This is a genomic window from Marinobacter alkalisoli (genome assembly GCF_045449795.1).
GTDB lineage: Bacteria > Pseudomonadota > Gammaproteobacteria > Pseudomonadales > Oleiphilaceae > Marinobacter.
The window spans coordinates 164,459-180,018 of the sequence record NZ_JBJJLB010000027.1; the positions used below are offsets into that span (position 1 = coordinate 164,459).

A 15,560-nucleotide genomic window follows, 5' to 3' on the forward strand; every position below is an offset into this window, starting at 1 on the left:
TTTGCACCAGTTGCGTTGCCCCGGAGTGTTCCCCCGCTCCGGGGCTTTTTTGTGGGTGGTCCCCCGGCCCAGGCATAAAAAAGCAGAGCCGGAGCCCTGCTTTCGAACCTTATGGAGGAAGCGCGGCGGAATTAGCTGAAGGCCTGAATCCCGGTCTGGCCACGGCCCAGGATGAGGGCGTGGACATCGTGGGTACCTTCGTAGGTATTCACCGCTTCCAGATTCATCACGTGGCGAATCACATGGTACTCATCGGAGATGCCATTGCCGCCGTGCATGTCACGGGCAACCCGGGCGATGTCCAGGGCCTTGCCGCAGTTATTGCGCTTGAGCAGGGACACGGAATCCGGGGTGGCAACGCCGGCGTCCATCATGCGGCCCAACTGAAGCACCGCCTGCAGGCCGATGGTGATCTCGGTCTGCATGTCCACCAGCTTCTTCTGGATCAGCTGGTTGGCGGCCAGCGGCCTGCCGAACTGCTGGCGTTCCAGGGTGTAGTTGCGGGCCGCGTGCCAGCAGAACTCGGCGGCACCCAGAGCACCCCAGCTGATGCCATAGCGGGCCTTGGTCAGGCAGCTTAGCGGGCCCTTCAGGCCTTCCACGTCCAGCTTGTTCTCTTCCGGTACAAACACTTCGTCCATAAAGATGGAGCCAGTGTCGGAGGCGCGCAGTGAGAACTTGCCTTCGATCTTCGGTGTTTCCAGGCCCTTGGCGCCTTCACGCTCGATCACGAATCCGGTCACTTTGCCATCAAGCTTGCCCCACACTACAAAGACATCGGCAATGGGGGAGTTGGTGATCCACATCTTGGAACCGCTCAGCAGGTAGCCACCGTCGACTTTCTTGGCGCGGGTTTCCATGCCACCCGGATCAGAGCCGTGGTTGGGCTCGGTCAGACCAAAGCAGCCAACGTACTCGCCGGAGGCCAGTTTTGGCAGGATACGCTTTTTCAGTGCTTCCTGGCCGTAGCTGAAAATCGGGTACATAACCAGAGAGGACTGCACACTCAGGGCGGATCGGTAGGCAGAATCCACACGCTCCACTTCACGGGCAATCAGACCGTAACAGACATGGTTCAGGCCGGGGCCGCCGTATTCTTCCGGCAGGGTAGCGCCGAGCATGCCCAGATCGCCCATGTCGGTGAAGATAGCGCGGTCGAATTTCTCGTGACGGTTTGCTTCGATAATGCCCGGCATCAGGCGCTGGTCACAGAAGGAGCGGATGCTGTCCCGAACCTGGCGTTCGGTTTCATCCAGTTGCTTGTCGAATTGCAGCAGGTCATCCCAGGGTGCGGAAGCCATGGTTTTCTCTCCTCAGAAAATTAGTCAGTAGCTTGTTCAATCGGGTGCTCTTTCAATCGGGTGCTCTTTCAATTGGTAACCCGTTCAATCACAGCGGCGATGCCCTGGCCGACGCCAATGCACATGCTGATCAAAGCGTAACGCCCGCCGCTGCGCTCAAGCTGTCGGGTGGCGGTCAATGCAATCCGTGCGCCGGATGCCCCCAGGGGGTGGCCAACAGCAATGGCGCCGCCGTTGGGGTTTAGCCGGGAATCGGTCGGGTCAATGCCCAGTTTGGTGGTGCAGCCGAGAACCTGGGCTGCGAAGGCCTCGTTAATCTCGATCACGTCCATATCGTTGATGCCCAGACCCGCGCGGGCGAGGGCTTTCTCGCTGGCCGGTACCGGGCCGTAACCCATAACCCGCGGTGGCACCCCGGCAATGGCTGCGGAGACAATGCGGGCCCGTGGCCGGATTCCGGCCTTTTCGCCGGCCTCGCGGGAGCCAATGATCAGGGCGGCGGCGCCATCGTTAATGCCGGAGGCGTTGCCTGCAGTCACCACGCCACCGTCAAACAGTGAGCGCAAACCTGAAAGTGCTTCCACCGTGGATTGGGGGCGTGGATGTTCATCGCTGCTCACGCTGACCGGTGGTTTTTTCCGGCCCTGGGGCACCTCAATGGAAAGTATCTCTTCATTATAGAAGCCGTCTTTCAGGGCGGCGTCGTAGCGGGCCTGGCTCTGGGCGGCAAACTGATCCACCGCCTCTCGGCTCAGGTTCAGCTCCCGGGCAATGTTGTCGGCGGTTTCGGGCATGGTGTCCGCGCCGAACTCCGCTTCAATGCGGGGGTTGGGAAAGCGTGCACCGATGGTGCTGTCAAAGGCGCGGAAGTCGCGACTGAACGGGCTTTCACTCTTGGCCATGACGAACGGAGCGCGGCTCATGCTTTCCGCGCCACCGGCTACAAACAGCTCACCCTCGTCACAGCGAACCGCCCGAGAAGCGTCGATGATGGCTGCCAGGCCGGAGCCGCACAGACGGTTGACGGTCAGGCCGCCGGTTTCGACGGGCAGGCCAGCCATCAGGCCGGCATGGCGGGCCAGGTTGCGGGCGTCTTCACCGGCCTGGTTGGTGCAGCCGGCAATAACATCCTCGTAGGCTTCCGCGGCAAATGCGTTGCGCTCGACCAACGCCTTGATAACGCTGGCCAGCAAATCATCCGGGCGCACCTTGGCCAGCGCGCCGGCGTGTCGACCGAAGGGGGTTCTTAGCCCGTCGTAGATAAAGGCGCTCATGGCATCTCCCGTTTCATCAGCAGACAAGTCCCTATTGTGGTCCTCCTTCTATAATGAAGAAAGGTTCCAGGCTTGCCTTGTCATTAATGTTGATATAGTTTCGTATAGCGGAACTAAGTTTTGTATATTGGTTGTTAAAGACTAATCCGGGTCTGTGTGAAATGCAACCGATACCATCATCGAGGGGCGCTAATCTGTTATGAGCCGTTTTCTGGTTCCTGTCGCGGTTTTTCTGGAACTTGTGGCGCTTTGCCTCTCCAGCTCCCATCTCAGTGCGTTTGCCGGCGTGTTGTTTGTACTTTATTTCGTACTGGTGCTGGGGCGGTTGCAGGCTTATTCCCGCTACCTGTTCCTGATTTCACTGCTGGTGATTGGCTATCTGGGCTTCGTCGGGCAGCTGGGCACCAAAGATCTGATGAAGGCCGCCTCCAATGCGGCCTTTTACGCCGCGTTTCTGGGAAGCCTGGGGATGATGCAGTGTCTGGTGCGACGGCTCGAGGTGTTGCAGCGTATACACGATGTCTTGCTGGGCGGTCGTCCGGCGTTGTTGTACCCGAAATACGCAGTGGTGAGCTGTGGCATTGCCTCGGTGCTGAGCTTCGGGGTGATGAACCTGCTCTGTGGCACCCTGGCGGATACCCTGCGGCAGCGGGGCATTACCGGCGCCTCGCGCCTGCGCTGGTTGCGCAGCGTACTGATCAGTACATTGCGGGGGTTCGCGCTGGTGCCACTGGTGGCGCCCACCAGCGTTGCGGTGGCCATTATTACCCGGGAGGTGCCCACCCTGAGCTGGTCCGGCCTGCTGCCCTACGGCATTGTCAGCGCGGTGTTGCTAATTCTGGTGGGGTGGGGATTGGAGCACAAGCGCTTTCGACTGGTCAGCAGCGAGCGTGAGCCACTGGAAACCTGGCCGGCCGGAAGTGCGCGGTTGTTGTTGCTGGTGCTGATCATTTTCACGTCCATGGGCCTGCTGGTGCAGTTCACGGAGCTGAAAGTATCGGTGGCGGCCATGCTGGCGGTGCCGGTGGTAACCCTCCTTTATATGCTCTGGCACGACCGCTCAGCGACCGTGGTGGTGCGGGAGGCAGCTGACAACATGCTGGGCTTGAGCAATGAGATGTCCATCTTCGCCGGTTCCGCCGGACTGGGCGTGGCGCTGGTGGCGGTGATTCCGGCGGACGCCCTGGCAGGCATGGCCTCTGGTGAACTGGGTGTGTTGCTGTTGGCGATGGCTGGGTTATTGATGATGCCGATGCTCTCGGCCATCGGCATCATCCCGATTACTGTATTGAGTGTTCAGGCAGGCCTGATGCCGCAACTGATCGCGGAAGGAGTAAATCCATTGCCAATTGCGGTGGCCCTGGTGATCGGGTTCTCCCTGGCGATGATGCTGTCGCCGTTCGGGCCGGCGGTGATGTTGCTGTCACGGTTTGGTCAGGTGTCCCGCTGGGTGGTGGCGTTTGGCTGGAATGGAGTCTTCGTCTTACTGTCCATTCCGTTATTGCTGTTAATGTTGTGGAGTGTATTCGTGGTGGCGCCGGCCATGGGGTGATACCAACGTGACCGGCGCAATTGCCCGGCGTTATCAGTAACCCCGGGTGGTGTCCACGATGCCGGTAATTGGCTGGCCGTTATGGTGCGCGCGGATCTTGCCGGTGATCTGCTCCAGCGTGGCGTCCCGCAGGGTGCGCGCGGAAATATGTGGCGTGATGGTGATATCCGGGCGCTGCCAGAACGGGTGGTCCGAAGGCAGCGGCTCCTGGCGGAACACGTCCAGCGATGCCCGTGCCACATGGCCGTCGTCGATGGCACGGAGCAGGTCGTCCTCCACCAGGTGCTCGCCCCGGCCAACGTTGATCACCACGGCGCCGGGCATGAGCTGGCTGAGATGCTGGTAGTTGAGGATGTCCCGGGTCTCGTCGGTCAGCGGCAGGGTGTTCACCAGCACGCGGGTCGATTGCAGGAAATCGGACAGGTTGTCGGCGCCGGAAAATGTGGTGACCCCTTCCAGCTGGTGCTCGCTACGGGCCCAGCCGTTGACCCGGTAATCCAGGTCGGCAAGAGTGCGTGCCACCCGTTTGCCAATATGGCCAAGCCCCATCACCCCGACCGGCCATTCACTGCGCTTGATCGGACGGTGAATTTTCCAGAGACCTTCACGTTGCTGTTCCCGATAGGTTTCCATGCCTCGGCTGGCTTCCAGTAATTGGTGCAGCACGTATTCCGCCATCTGCACGGACATGCCGGCGTCTTCCAGGCGCACAACGGGCAGATGGGCTGGCAGGTTGGGTACGGCCAGCAAGCCATCGATGCCGGCGCCCAGATTAAACACCGCTTTCAGCGTCTTCTCACGTTCAAACAGTTCCGCTGGTGGCTGCCAGACAATGGCGTAGTCGGCATCAACGGCGGGGCCGTTGGCTTCCCACACATGAACCTCGGCCTCCGGAAGCAGCTCCTGGATGGGCACTGTCCAGCGCTCTGGCTTAGGGTCTCCTGCTACAAATAGTACCTTCATGTGCTCTCCAGGGATCGTCAGGTGAATTAAATTTGTTTACTATATTTCGCTTTGCAGAATAATATACCGAAATACATCCGTAAACCCGGGGTGGTGCATCGCACTGGTGGAAGAAAAGTGAAACATAAAGGAAGAGTGTTTCATATTTGGCACGACTTTTGATAATCGTTTGTGGTACTTGATATCTGCAGCGATTAAAATACCGCAACTTTTCTTCTTTCTGACTATTATCCGGGTATCCCCGGGCACACCGGATCAGGCGCAGCTGTTGGAGGACGCCAGTTTATGACAAAAGCAGAAACCACCAAACCGGAGTTGATGGTCGCCTCCGGTGACGGTGAGCCGGTGAAGCCGGAAAAAGACCGCAAGTTCGTAGAGGCGCTCTCCCGTGGGCTGGACGTACTCCGTGCTTTCAGTCAGGGGTCGGTTATCCTGGGCAATCAGGACATCTCCAGGCTTACCGGGTTGCCCAAGCCGACCGTGTCCCGCATGACCTACACCCTGACCAAACTGGGCTATCTCAGCTACAACGCCCAGCTGGAAAAATACCAGCTCAGCTCCGGCGTGCTGGCCCTGGGTTATGCCTACGTGTCCAACCTCAAAGTGCGCCAGTTGGCCAAGCCCTACATGGATGAGTTCGCACGCCAGACCAACATGTCCGTGGGCCTCACCTGCCGCGATCGCCTGCATATGATCTATGTAGAGAACCGCCTGCCGCCGGAAGCATCACTTCTGCGCATGGATATCGGCATGAAGCTGCCGATGGCGACCACCTCGGCGGGGCGTGCCTACTACTGTGCCATCAGCGACAAGGGCCGCAAGCTGATTGATGATGCCATGGAAGTGAAGTACGGCCCGGAAGTCTGGCCGGAGAAGAAAGAAGGGCTCGATCGTGCGATGGAGGATTTCAAGCAGTACGGCTTCTGTCTGTCCCTGGGCGAATGGGATCGCAACATCAACTCGGCAGGTGTGCCTATCCATCTACAGGACGGCACTATCATGGTGCTGGCCGCCGCTGCCCCATCCTATCTGATTTCGGGTGAAAAGCTGCGGGAGTCCATCGCTCACCAGTTGGCGATGCTGGCCAGCGATATTGAATCGCTTGGCGTTTGATTTGGCACTGGTGAAGGAGCCGGCGGGCAGGGCGTTCCGAAACACGCTGTAAATACGTCCCTGTACGCTCGGCTCCGCACGGTTTCGGAACGCCCTGCCCACCGTCTCCCCGAGCTTCCATCGAAAAACCCCAGAATTCGTTCTGGGGTTTTTTATGCCCGCATTTTAATTCATGGTTGAAACCTGCCGAAAACTTGTATTAAATCGTACTTATGTTTCGCTTGATAAAACTACATTCCATATAAGGCGAGGAGAAATTATGTCTGAGGTCGTAACTTATAACCGGGAAGGCGCCATTGGCGTCATCACAGTGAACTACCCGCCCGTGAACGCGCTGGGTCACGCGGTTCGTTCCGGCCTGGTGGCCGCGCTTGAGCAGGGTCAGAACGACGCAGACGCCAAGGCCCTGTTGCTGGTTTGCGAAGGCCGCACCTTTATTGCCGGCGCCGACATCCGCGAATTCGGCAAGCCCATGCAGGAGCCGGGGCTAGCTTCCGTTATAGATCAGTACGAAAACAGCGACAAACCGATTATTGCCGCCATCCACGGCACCGCCCTCGGTGGTGGTCTGGAGACCGCCCTTGGCTGCCATTACCGGGTGGCCCTGAGCAGTGCCAAAGTTGGCCTGCCGGAAGTGAAATTGGGCCTGTTGCCCGGTGCCGGCGGTACCCAACGCCTGCCGCGTCTAACCGGCGCCCAGAAAGCCCTGGAAATGATCACCTCCGGTGAGTTTGTGAGCGCCAAAGACGCTCTGGCTCTGGGTATTGTCGATGCAGTTGAAGACGGTAGTGATATCAAGGCCGTTGGTCTGCCATACGCTCAGAAAATTGCCGATGAAGGCAAGCCGGTCCGCAGAGTGCGGGATGTGACTGACAAGGTAGAGGCCGACAAGGGCAGTGAGGTTTTCGACCAGTTCCGCGCCGGTCTGCAGAAGAAAGCGCGTGGCCTGTTCTCTCCGTTCAAGTGCGTGGATGCGGTGGAAGCGGCCTTCAACCTGCCGTTCGCTGAAGGCATGAAACGCGAACGTGAACTGTTTATGGAATGTATGGAATCTCCGCAGCGTGGCGGCCTGGTTCATGCCTTCTTTGCCGAGCGGGAAGTGTCCAAGGTGAAGGGCTTGTCCAAGGACACGCCGGTCCGTGACGTTAACAGCGTCGGCATCATTGGCGCTGGCACCATGGGTGGCGGTATCGCCATGAACTTCGCCAACGTTGGCATTCCCGTAACCATCGTAGAAGTGAAGCAGGAAGCCCTGGACAAGGGGCTGGGCATCATCCGCAAGAACTACGAAAACTCCGCCAAGAAGGGTCGCATCACCCAGCAGCAGGTTGAAGAGCGCATGGCGCTGATCAACGGCAGCCTGACCTATGACTCCTTCAAGGATGTGGACATGGTGATCGAAGCGGTGTTCGAGAACATGGCCATCAAGAAAGAGATCTTCGGCAAGCTGGACGAGGTCTGTAAGCCCGGTGCCATTCTGGCGTCCAACACGTCCACCCTGGATATCGACGAAATTGCCTCTGCCACCAAGCGTCCGGAAGACGTGGTGGGCATGCACTTCTTCAGCCCGGCAAACGTCATGAAGCTGCTGGAGAACGTACGTGGCAGCAAGACTTCCGATGAAGTGAAGGCCACGGTGATGGCCGTTGCCAAGAAGATCAAGAAGGTCGGTGTGCTGGTCGGTAACTGCCACGGGTTTGTCGGCAACCGCATGCTGCACAAGCGTGGCGCGGAAGCCATGGCGCTGGTGAACGAAGGCGCCAGCCCACAGCAGGTGGATAAGGTGCTGACGGATCTGGGTTATCCCATGGGGCAGTTTGCGATGTCAGATCTGGCCGGTATTGACGTGGGCTATCGTATCCGCGAAGAGCGTCGTAATGCCGGTGAAGACGTGCCGGCGAGCTGGGTGGACAAGCTGGTGGAAATGAACCGTCTGGGCCAGAAGACCCAGGCTGGTATCTACAAGTACGAGGAAGGCAGCCGTAAGCCGATCCCGGACCCGGAAGTGGATCAGCTGATCGCCGAGTTCCGTAAGGAGCAGGGCATCACGCCACGGGAGATTTCCGATCAGGAGATCCTTGAGCGCTGCATGTACGTGATGATCAACGAAGGCGCCAAGATTCTGGAGGAAGGCATCGCCGATCGTTCGCTGGACATCGATGTGGTGTGGATCTATGGCTACGGCTTCCCGGCCTACCGTGGTGGCCCCATGTTCTGGGCGGACCAGGTTGGTCTGGACGCTATCCTCAGCACGGTTAAGAACTTCCACGACACCCTGGGTGGTGAGCAGTGGAAGCCGGCGGCCTTGCTGGAGAAGCTGGTCAGCGAAAACAAGAAGTTTGGCGACCTTTAAAGACTATTCTGCTGGTGTGGGGGCCGGTCCCGGGGTGGGGGGCCTTTTCTTCTGGGAAAAATAACTCGCTTCGCTCAGACATNCTTTTTCCCGGCAGAAAAGGCCCCCCACCCCGGAACCAACGTTACAACTGAGGTTGATCCCGTAGGTCGGATTAGGCGAAGCCGTAATCCGACAACTCTGGCGGAAAGCTCAACTTGATGTCGGATTACGCTTCGCTAATCCGACCTACCTGTTTACGAAGGAATTTTTTATGTCTGATGCCGTTATTGTTTCCACCGCCCGTACCGGCCTCGGTAAATCCTACCGTGGCGCTCTGAACAACACCCACAGCGTGGACCTGGCTGGCCACGTTATCCAACACGCGGTTGAGCGTGCGGGTATCGACCCGAGCGTCGTTGAAGACGTGATCCTGGGCGCGACGTTCCACGAAGGTGCCCAGGGCAAGAACATGGCGCGTCTGGCCGCCATCCGCGCTGGTCTGCCGGTCACTACCGCTGGTGTTTCCATCAACCGTTTCTGCAGCTCCGGTTTGCAGGCCATTGCCATGGCCTCCCAGCGCGTGGTTTCCGAGAAGGTGCCGGCCATGGTGGCCGGTGGTGTCGAATCCATTTCGATGGTTCAGAACGACAAGCTCAACAGCTTCCATGCCACCAACGAGTGGCTGATGAAGAACAAGCCTGAGCTGTACCTGTCGATGATTGAAACCGCCGACATCGTCGCCCAGCGCTACGGCGTTACCCGTGAGTCTCAGGATGAATACGCCCTGATCTCGCAGCAGCGCACCGCCGCCGCTCAGGAAGCCGGCAAGTTCGACGACGAAATTGTTCCCTTCGATGCCACCATGATGGTGAAAGACAAGGAAACCGGCGAGGTCAGCCATAAAGACGTCACTCTGACCCGTGATGAGTGCAACCGTCCCAACACCACGCTGGAAGGCCTGCAGGGTCTGAATCCGGTGCGTGGGGACGATCAGTTCGTCACGGCCGGCAACGCGTCGCAGCTGTCTGACGGTGCGTCTGTGTGCACGGTGATGAACTCCACGTACGCCGAGAAAAACAACATCGAACCCATCGGCATCTTCCGCGGCTTTGCCGTGGCTGGCTGTGAGCCAGACGAAATGGGCATCGGCCCGGTCTTCGCCATTCCGCGTCTGCTGGAGCGCAGTGGTCTGAAGATGGATGACATCGATCTGTGGGAACTGAACGAAGCCTTTGCTTCGCAGGTAGTTTACTGCCGCGATCGTCTGGGCATTCCCATGGAGAAACTGAACGTCAATGGCGGCTCCATCGCTGTGGGTCACCCCTACGGTGTCACCGGCTCGCGCCTGACTGGGCACGCTCTGATTGAAGGCAAGCGCCGTGGAGCAAAATATGTGGTGGTTACCATGTGCATCGGCGGCGGCCAGGGTGCTGCTGGCTTGTTCGAGGTGGTTTAAGGCGGTGAGTCTGACCACGTAACCCGACCTACGACTCATGGAAATGATCAGCGACGGATGTCAGTGGGTATAACTGTGTAGCCAGGCCGGTCATGGGGTGGGGATGCCTTTTCTGACGGGATAAAGGTGTCTGAGCGAAGCGAGTTCTTTTCCCATAAGAAAAGGCATCCCCACCGCAGGACCAGACTCCAGACTGGCAGGCTACCGTGTTAATTCATGCCAAGGGTAATGAGGCCATGCAACAAAAAATCATCAACACCCAGGACCTTGCGTTCCAGCTGTTCGAACTCCACGAAGTCGAACAGACCCTGGGCTATGAACGCTATGCCGAGCACAACCGGGAAACCTTACAGGCGGCACTGGACCTGTCGCTGAAAGTAGCCGCGGAAGAGTTTGCGCCTCACGCCCGCCTGGTCGACGAAGAAGAACCACGATTCGAGAACGGTCGGGTGGAGATGCGCCCGGAAGTGAAAAAAGCCCTGGATGTCCTGCGCGATACCGGCCTGATGGCCGCCGGTCAGGACTACGAACGTGGCGGCATGCAGCTGCCGGCAGCAGTGGCTCAGATGTGCGTGGGCCTGCTCAAGGGCGCGAACGTGGGTACCCAGGGCTACGCCGGGCTGACCATTGCAGCAGCGAACCTGATCAAGGCCCAGGGCAACGAATACCAGCAGAAGAAATACGCGGAACCGATGATGGCCGGTCGGTTCTTCGGCACCATGTGTCTGACCGAGCCCCATTCCGGCTCGTCCCTCGGCGATCTGCGTACCCGGGCCGAACCGCAAGACGATGGCAGCTATCGCCTGTTCGGCAACAAGATCTTCATTTCCGCCGGCGACCATGAGCTGAGCGACAACATCATCCACATGGTGCTCGCCCGTTTGCCGGATGCCCCTCCCGGGGTGAAAGGCATCTCCCTGTTTATCGTGCCCAAAATCCTGGTCAACGAGGACGGCAGTCTGGGCGAACGCAACGACGTCGCGCTGGCGGGGCTGATTCATAAAATGGGCTACCGGGGCACCACCTCCACCATGCTCAACTTCGGCGAGAAAGACGGCGCCGTGGGTTACCTGGTGGGTGAGGCCAACAACGGCCTGGCGGCGATGTTCCACATGATGAACGAAGCCCGCATCGGTGTCGGTGTGGGCTCGGTCATGCTGGGATACACCGGCTATCTTCATGCCCTGGACTACGCCCGTGATCGCAAACAGGGCCGCCCGGTCGGCGAGAAGGATCCCAACACCCCACAAGTGCCATTGATCCGACACGCCGATATCCGCCGTATGCTGCTGACACAGAAGGCCTACGTGGAAGGCGGTCTGGCGTTGTGTCTGCAGGGCGCCATGCTGGTGGACGAGAAAAAACACGGGGCCACCGAAAGCGAGCGCCAACTTGCGGCTGGCCTGCTGGATCTGCTGACGCCGGTCATCAAATCCTGGCCGTCCCAGTTCTGTCTGGAAGCCAACAGCCTGGCGATCCAGGTCCACGGTGGTTATGGCTATACCCGGGAATACCCGGTGGAACAGTTCTATCGTGACAACCGCCTGAATCCCATCCATGAAGGCACCCACGGTATTCAGGGGATCGACCTGCTGGGTCGCAAAGTCTCCATGGCCGGCGGCAGGTATTACGAAGAACTGATGGGCCGTATAGAAGGCACCATCGCCGAGGCCCGTGATATTGAACGGCTGGTGTTGTGTGCTGACCATCTGGACCGGGCCGTCAAATCCATGGCCACCGCGACGGACGCCATCAACGCCGAGAAAGCCAGCGGCAATGTGGAAAAAGCCCTGGCCAACGCGTCGCTTTATCTGGAGGCATTCGGTCACACCGTCGTCGGCTGGCTCTGGCTGCAACAGGCCATCAAGGCCATAGACGGACTGGAAGGAAACGGTGAGCAGACAGCGGAATTTTACGAGGGTAAGGTGAAAGCCTGTGAGTATTTTGCTCGGTATGAGTTGCCGAAAGTGCTCGGCCTGTCCCGGTTGCTGAGTGCTGTGGATACTACGGCGCTGGGCATGCAGGACTCTGAATTCTAGAGGAGGTTTAGTTTGTCGGATTACGCTTCGCTAATCCGACCTACGGTTACTTGCAAGGTACCCCATGTAGGTCGGATTAGGCGCAGCCGTAATCCGACAAAACCAACGTTGTCAGAACGGTCGTGGGGAGGGGTGTCTTTTCTGACGGGACAAAGGTGTCTGAGCGCAGCGAGTTCTTTTCCCATAAGAAAAGACACCCCTCCCCGCGACCAGCCCCCAATGCTGGAAGGCTACGTAAACTGAGGAGCAAAACAGAATGGACAGAAAGGCAAAGGCAGTCGTCTGCCGCGAATGGGGCCAGCCCGTTCAGGTAGAGACCATCACCGTGGAAGGCCCCAAACGGGACGAGATTACTATCAAGATCGGTGCTTGCGGCGTCTGCCACAGCGACCAGTCCGCCACCACCGGCAAAATTCCTTACCCTGCGCCCCTGGTCCTCGGCCATGAAGCCGCCGGCGTCGTCATAGAAGTGGGCGAGGGCGTCACCGCCTTCAAGGAAGGCGACCACGTGGTCAGTTCCTTCATCTCCATGTGCGGCAAGTGCCGCCAGTGTGTTCGTGGCCGCCCGGTGCTCTGCGAAAACGCCCGCAAGGCCATGTTTACCCTGCCCGATGGCACCGTTCGCACCAAAGGCTCGGATGGCGAAGATCTCAACGTCTTCGGCGCCTGTGGCGTCATGGCGGAATACGCCACCATGCACGTGGACAACTGCGTCAAGGTGGACGAATCCGTGCCCATGCAGAACGCGGCCCTGGTGGGCTGTGCCGTAATGACCGGTGTCGGTGCCGTATTCAACACCGCGAAAGTCGAGCCCGGTTCCCGAACGGCCGTCTTCGGCATCGGCGGCGTGGGCCTGAACGCCATCCAGGGCTGCGTCACCGCCGGCGCGGAAATGATCGTCGCGGTCGACAACAACGAGAAGAAACTGGCAATGGCCCGGGAGTTCGGCGCTACCCACACCGTCAACATCAGCGAAGTGGAGGACGGCGCCAAGGCCGTGAAGAAACTCACCGGCGGCGTCGACTACGCCTTCGAATGCGTTGGCGCCGGCCCGGTGGTGGAGCAGGCCTACAAGTGCCTGGGCCGTGGCGGTACCGCCGTGGTGGTGGGTGTTTCTGATCCGAAGGACAAAACCTCGATCACCACATTGACCCTGCCCGCCGACGAGAAAACTCTCAAGGGCAGTTGGCTGGGATCCGCACGTCCACAATACGATTTCCCCCGTATCCTGGGGCTGTACAAGGCTGGCAAACTCAAACTCGACGAACTTGTCACCCAGACTTACCACATTGATGACGCACCCCAGGCGTTCGATGATATGTTGGCAGGCAAGAACGCCCGTGGCGTCATCGTCTTCGAGTGACAGTTCCAAAGAGACACAGGAGTGACCGAATGAAAGATCTCAGCAAGAACTACATAAATGGCCAATGGGTGAACTGGGCCGGGGACACCATCGACGTGCACGAAGCCGGTACCGGTGAGGTGATTGCCAAAGTTCCAGCTTCCGGCCGCGAAGAGATGGAGCAGGCCATCGCCGCAGCGGATGACGCGTTTGCAACCTGGTCCGAAAGCACTCTGGAGCAGCGCATCAAGGTGCTGGAACAGCTCCACGCAGGGCTGAAAGAGCGCGCTGGCGAAATCGCCGAAACAGTGTGCCGCGAAGTGGGTATGCCGATCAAACTGGCCACCGGTATCCAGGCCGGGTTGCCGGCCACCATTACCAAGACCTACCTGAACATGCTGCCGGACTTCCCGTTCAGCGAGCAGTCCGGTAACTCGGAAGTGCAGTATGCGCCGGTGGGCGTGGTGGGTTGTATAACCCCGTGGAACTACCCGCTGCATCAGGTCATCCTGAAAGTGGTACCGGCCATTGCCGCCGGCTGCACCGTGGTGCTCAAGCCCTCGGAAATCGCACCCCAGAGCGCCTACATCCTGGCGGAGATCCTGGACGGTACCGATCTGCCCAAGGGCGTGTTCAACCTGGTGTGCGGTGAAGGCCAGACCGTGGGCGACACCCTGATCAAGCACCCGGACGTGCGCATGGTCTCTTTCACCGGCTCCACCCGTACCGGCAACCTGATTGCCCATGCGGCTGCGGATGACTTCAAGCGCATCGCCCTGGAAATGGGTGGTAAATCCGCCTCGGTTATCCTGCCGGACGCGGATCTGGCGGCAGCGGTGAAAGGCACGGTGAACAACTGCCTGCTGAACTCCGGCCAGACCTGCACCGCGTTAACCCGCATGCTGGTGCCAGCGGAGCAGCACGATGAAGCCTGTGAACTGGCGGCTGCAGCTTTCGCCAAAATGACTCCGGGCAACCCGCTGGAAGAAACCACCCGCCTGGGTCCGCTGGCCTCGGCGCAACAGCGTGACAAGGTCATCGATTACATCAAACTTGGCATCGAGGAAGGTCATACCCTGGTCGCAGGCGGCCCGGAAGCGCCGGAAGGCTGCGACAAAGGCTACTTCGTCAAAGCCACGGTGTTCGGCAACGTCAAACCCGACAGCCGCCTGGCCCAGGAAGAAATCTTCGGCCCGGTGCTGTGCGTGATTCCCTACAACGATGAAGCGGAAGCCATCCGCATCGCCAACGGCACCCAGTACGGACTGTCCGGCGCGGTCTGGTCAGCGGATGCCGACAAGGCGAAAAAGGTTGCCAGCAAACTGCGCACCGGCCAGGTGTTTGTTAATGGCGGTGCCTTCAACCCCATGGCCCCGTTTGGTGGCTTCGGCCATTCCGGTATTGGCCGGGAGTTTGGCAAGTGGGGGCTGGAAGAGTTTCTTGAGGTGCGGTCGTTGCAGTTGTAAGGCTGATAGCAGGGTGTCGGATTACGCTTCGCTAATCCGACCTACGGGAAGTGTACGAGGGCTTTATCACGTAGGTCGGATTAGGCGATAGCCGTAATCCGACAGAAGCACCCGGTACCCCGCCCCGGGACCAGCCCCCAGCTTCTAGGCCTTCCCGCCAAGCAGAATCCGCACCGCCGTACAGGCGTCTTCCAGCTCCTCATCACGGGGCTCTCTGCCGTTGATGATGTCGCTGTACAGGCAGGATTCGGCCAGGCGCACCATGAAGTAGGACAGGCTGTTGACGTTCAGGGGCGGGTTGATATGACCGGATGCTATCTGGTCCCGAAGCGTGCGGGTATTGGCGTCCACGGTGCGGCTGTGAATGGTGGACTGGGACGAGGTCAGTATTTTCAGCGCATACTCCGGATCTTCACGGATAAAGCGCCGCAAAGCTTCGGAGTGCAGCAGAGTGGAGTTAATGTGCCGGTACACCCCAACCACAAAATCCACGCCCTGGCCTGGCGTCACGCTAAGGGCTTCCAGCCTCAGGGGTTCGTACAGTGACCAGAGCACTTCCCCCATTAGTAAGTCCTTGTTGCCGACCCAGCGAAACAGGGTGGCCCTTCCGATATTCAGTTCTTCGGACAGTGACGCCAGGTGAATTCTTTCGCCTTTCAGCCACATCTTCCGCGCACGTCGTAAGGCGTCCGCTGGCGTTGCCCTTGTTGTTGTTTTTT

At 59.2% G+C, this 15,560-nt stretch carries 11 protein-coding genes; 7 read left to right on the forward strand and 4 right to left on the reverse strand.

Annotated features, from left to right (window positions below):
• Nucleotides 1-131 precede the first annotated feature (131 nt).
• Together ACJO3M_RS13510 and ACJO3M_RS13515 are read right to left on the reverse strand one after the other, a co-directional pair.
• Nucleotides 132-1,301 carry an acyl-CoA dehydrogenase gene (locus ACJO3M_RS13510; protein WP_407001901.1) on the reverse strand — a complete coding sequence of 390 codons (1,170 nt, stop codon included), beginning with the start codon at nt 1,299-1,301 and terminating at the stop codon, nt 132-134.
• Nucleotides 1,302-1,369: 68 nt separating this feature from the next.
• On the reverse strand, nt 1,370-2,575 hold the full coding sequence (locus ACJO3M_RS13515; protein ID WP_407001902.1) for a 3-oxoadipyl-CoA thiolase: 1,206 nt from the start codon (nt 2,573-2,575) through the stop codon (nt 1,370-1,372).
• 199 nt (nt 2,576-2,774) lie between these two features.
• Here ACJO3M_RS13515 and ACJO3M_RS13520 point away from each other — a divergent pair, with 199 nt between their 5' ends.
• Nucleotides 2,775-4,127, forward strand: coding sequence for a hypothetical protein (locus ACJO3M_RS13520; protein WP_407001904.1), 1,353 nt, complete (start codon nt 2,775-2,777; stop codon nt 4,125-4,127).
• 33 nt (nt 4,128-4,160) lie between these two features.
• Here the strand turns inward: ACJO3M_RS13520 and ACJO3M_RS13525 are convergent, their stop codons facing one another.
• Nucleotides 4,161-5,090, reverse strand: a complete 930-nt coding sequence (locus ACJO3M_RS13525; RefSeq protein WP_407001905.1) for a 2-hydroxyacid dehydrogenase — start codon at nt 5,088-5,090, stop codon at nt 4,161-4,163.
• Between the two features lie 285 nt (nt 5,091-5,375).
• On the opposite strand from ACJO3M_RS13525, the gene ACJO3M_RS13530 reads away from it, so the two are divergent.
• From ACJO3M_RS13530 to ACJO3M_RS13555, 6 genes are all read left to right on the forward strand, one after another.
• Nucleotides 5,376-6,203 carry an IclR family transcriptional regulator gene (locus ACJO3M_RS13530; RefSeq protein WP_407001906.1) on the forward strand — a complete coding sequence of 276 codons (828 nt, stop codon included), beginning with the start codon at nt 5,376-5,378 and terminating at the stop codon, nt 6,201-6,203.
• A 259-nt stretch (nt 6,204-6,462) separates the two neighbouring features.
• A complete protein-coding gene (locus tag ACJO3M_RS13535; protein ID WP_407001907.1) occupies nt 6,463-8,556 on the forward strand; it encodes a 3-hydroxyacyl-CoA dehydrogenase NAD-binding domain-containing protein in 2,094 nt (697 codons plus the stop codon).
• 253 nt (nt 8,557-8,809) lie between these two features.
• Nucleotides 8,810-9,994, forward strand: a complete 1,185-nt coding sequence (locus ACJO3M_RS13540; protein ID WP_407001908.1) for an acetyl-CoA C-acyltransferase — start codon at nt 8,810-8,812, stop codon at nt 9,992-9,994.
• A 236-nt stretch (nt 9,995-10,230) separates the two neighbouring features.
• A complete protein-coding gene (locus tag ACJO3M_RS13545) occupies nt 10,231-12,033 on the forward strand; it encodes an acyl-CoA dehydrogenase (RefSeq protein WP_407001909.1) in 1,803 nt (600 codons plus the stop codon).
• Between the two features lie 256 nt (nt 12,034-12,289).
• Nucleotides 12,290-13,396 carry a zinc-binding dehydrogenase gene (locus tag ACJO3M_RS13550; RefSeq protein ID WP_407001910.1) on the forward strand — a complete coding sequence of 369 codons (1,107 nt, stop codon included), beginning with the start codon at nt 12,290-12,292 and terminating at the stop codon, nt 13,394-13,396.
• Nucleotides 13,397-13,425: 29 nt separating this feature from the next.
• Nucleotides 13,426-14,841 (forward strand): aldehyde dehydrogenase family protein, encoded by a 1,416-nt coding sequence (locus ACJO3M_RS13555; RefSeq protein WP_407001911.1) that lies wholly within the window; start codon nt 13,426-13,428, stop codon nt 14,839-14,841.
• 144 nt (nt 14,842-14,985) lie between these two features.
• Here the strand turns inward: ACJO3M_RS13555 and ACJO3M_RS13560 are convergent, their stop codons facing one another.
• Nucleotides 14,986-15,507: a QsdR family transcriptional regulator gene (locus tag ACJO3M_RS13560; protein ID WP_407001912.1), complete on the reverse strand. Its 522-nt coding sequence runs from the start codon at nt 15,505-15,507 to the stop codon at nt 14,986-14,988.
• Between the last annotated feature and the right edge of the window lie 53 nt (nt 15,508-15,560).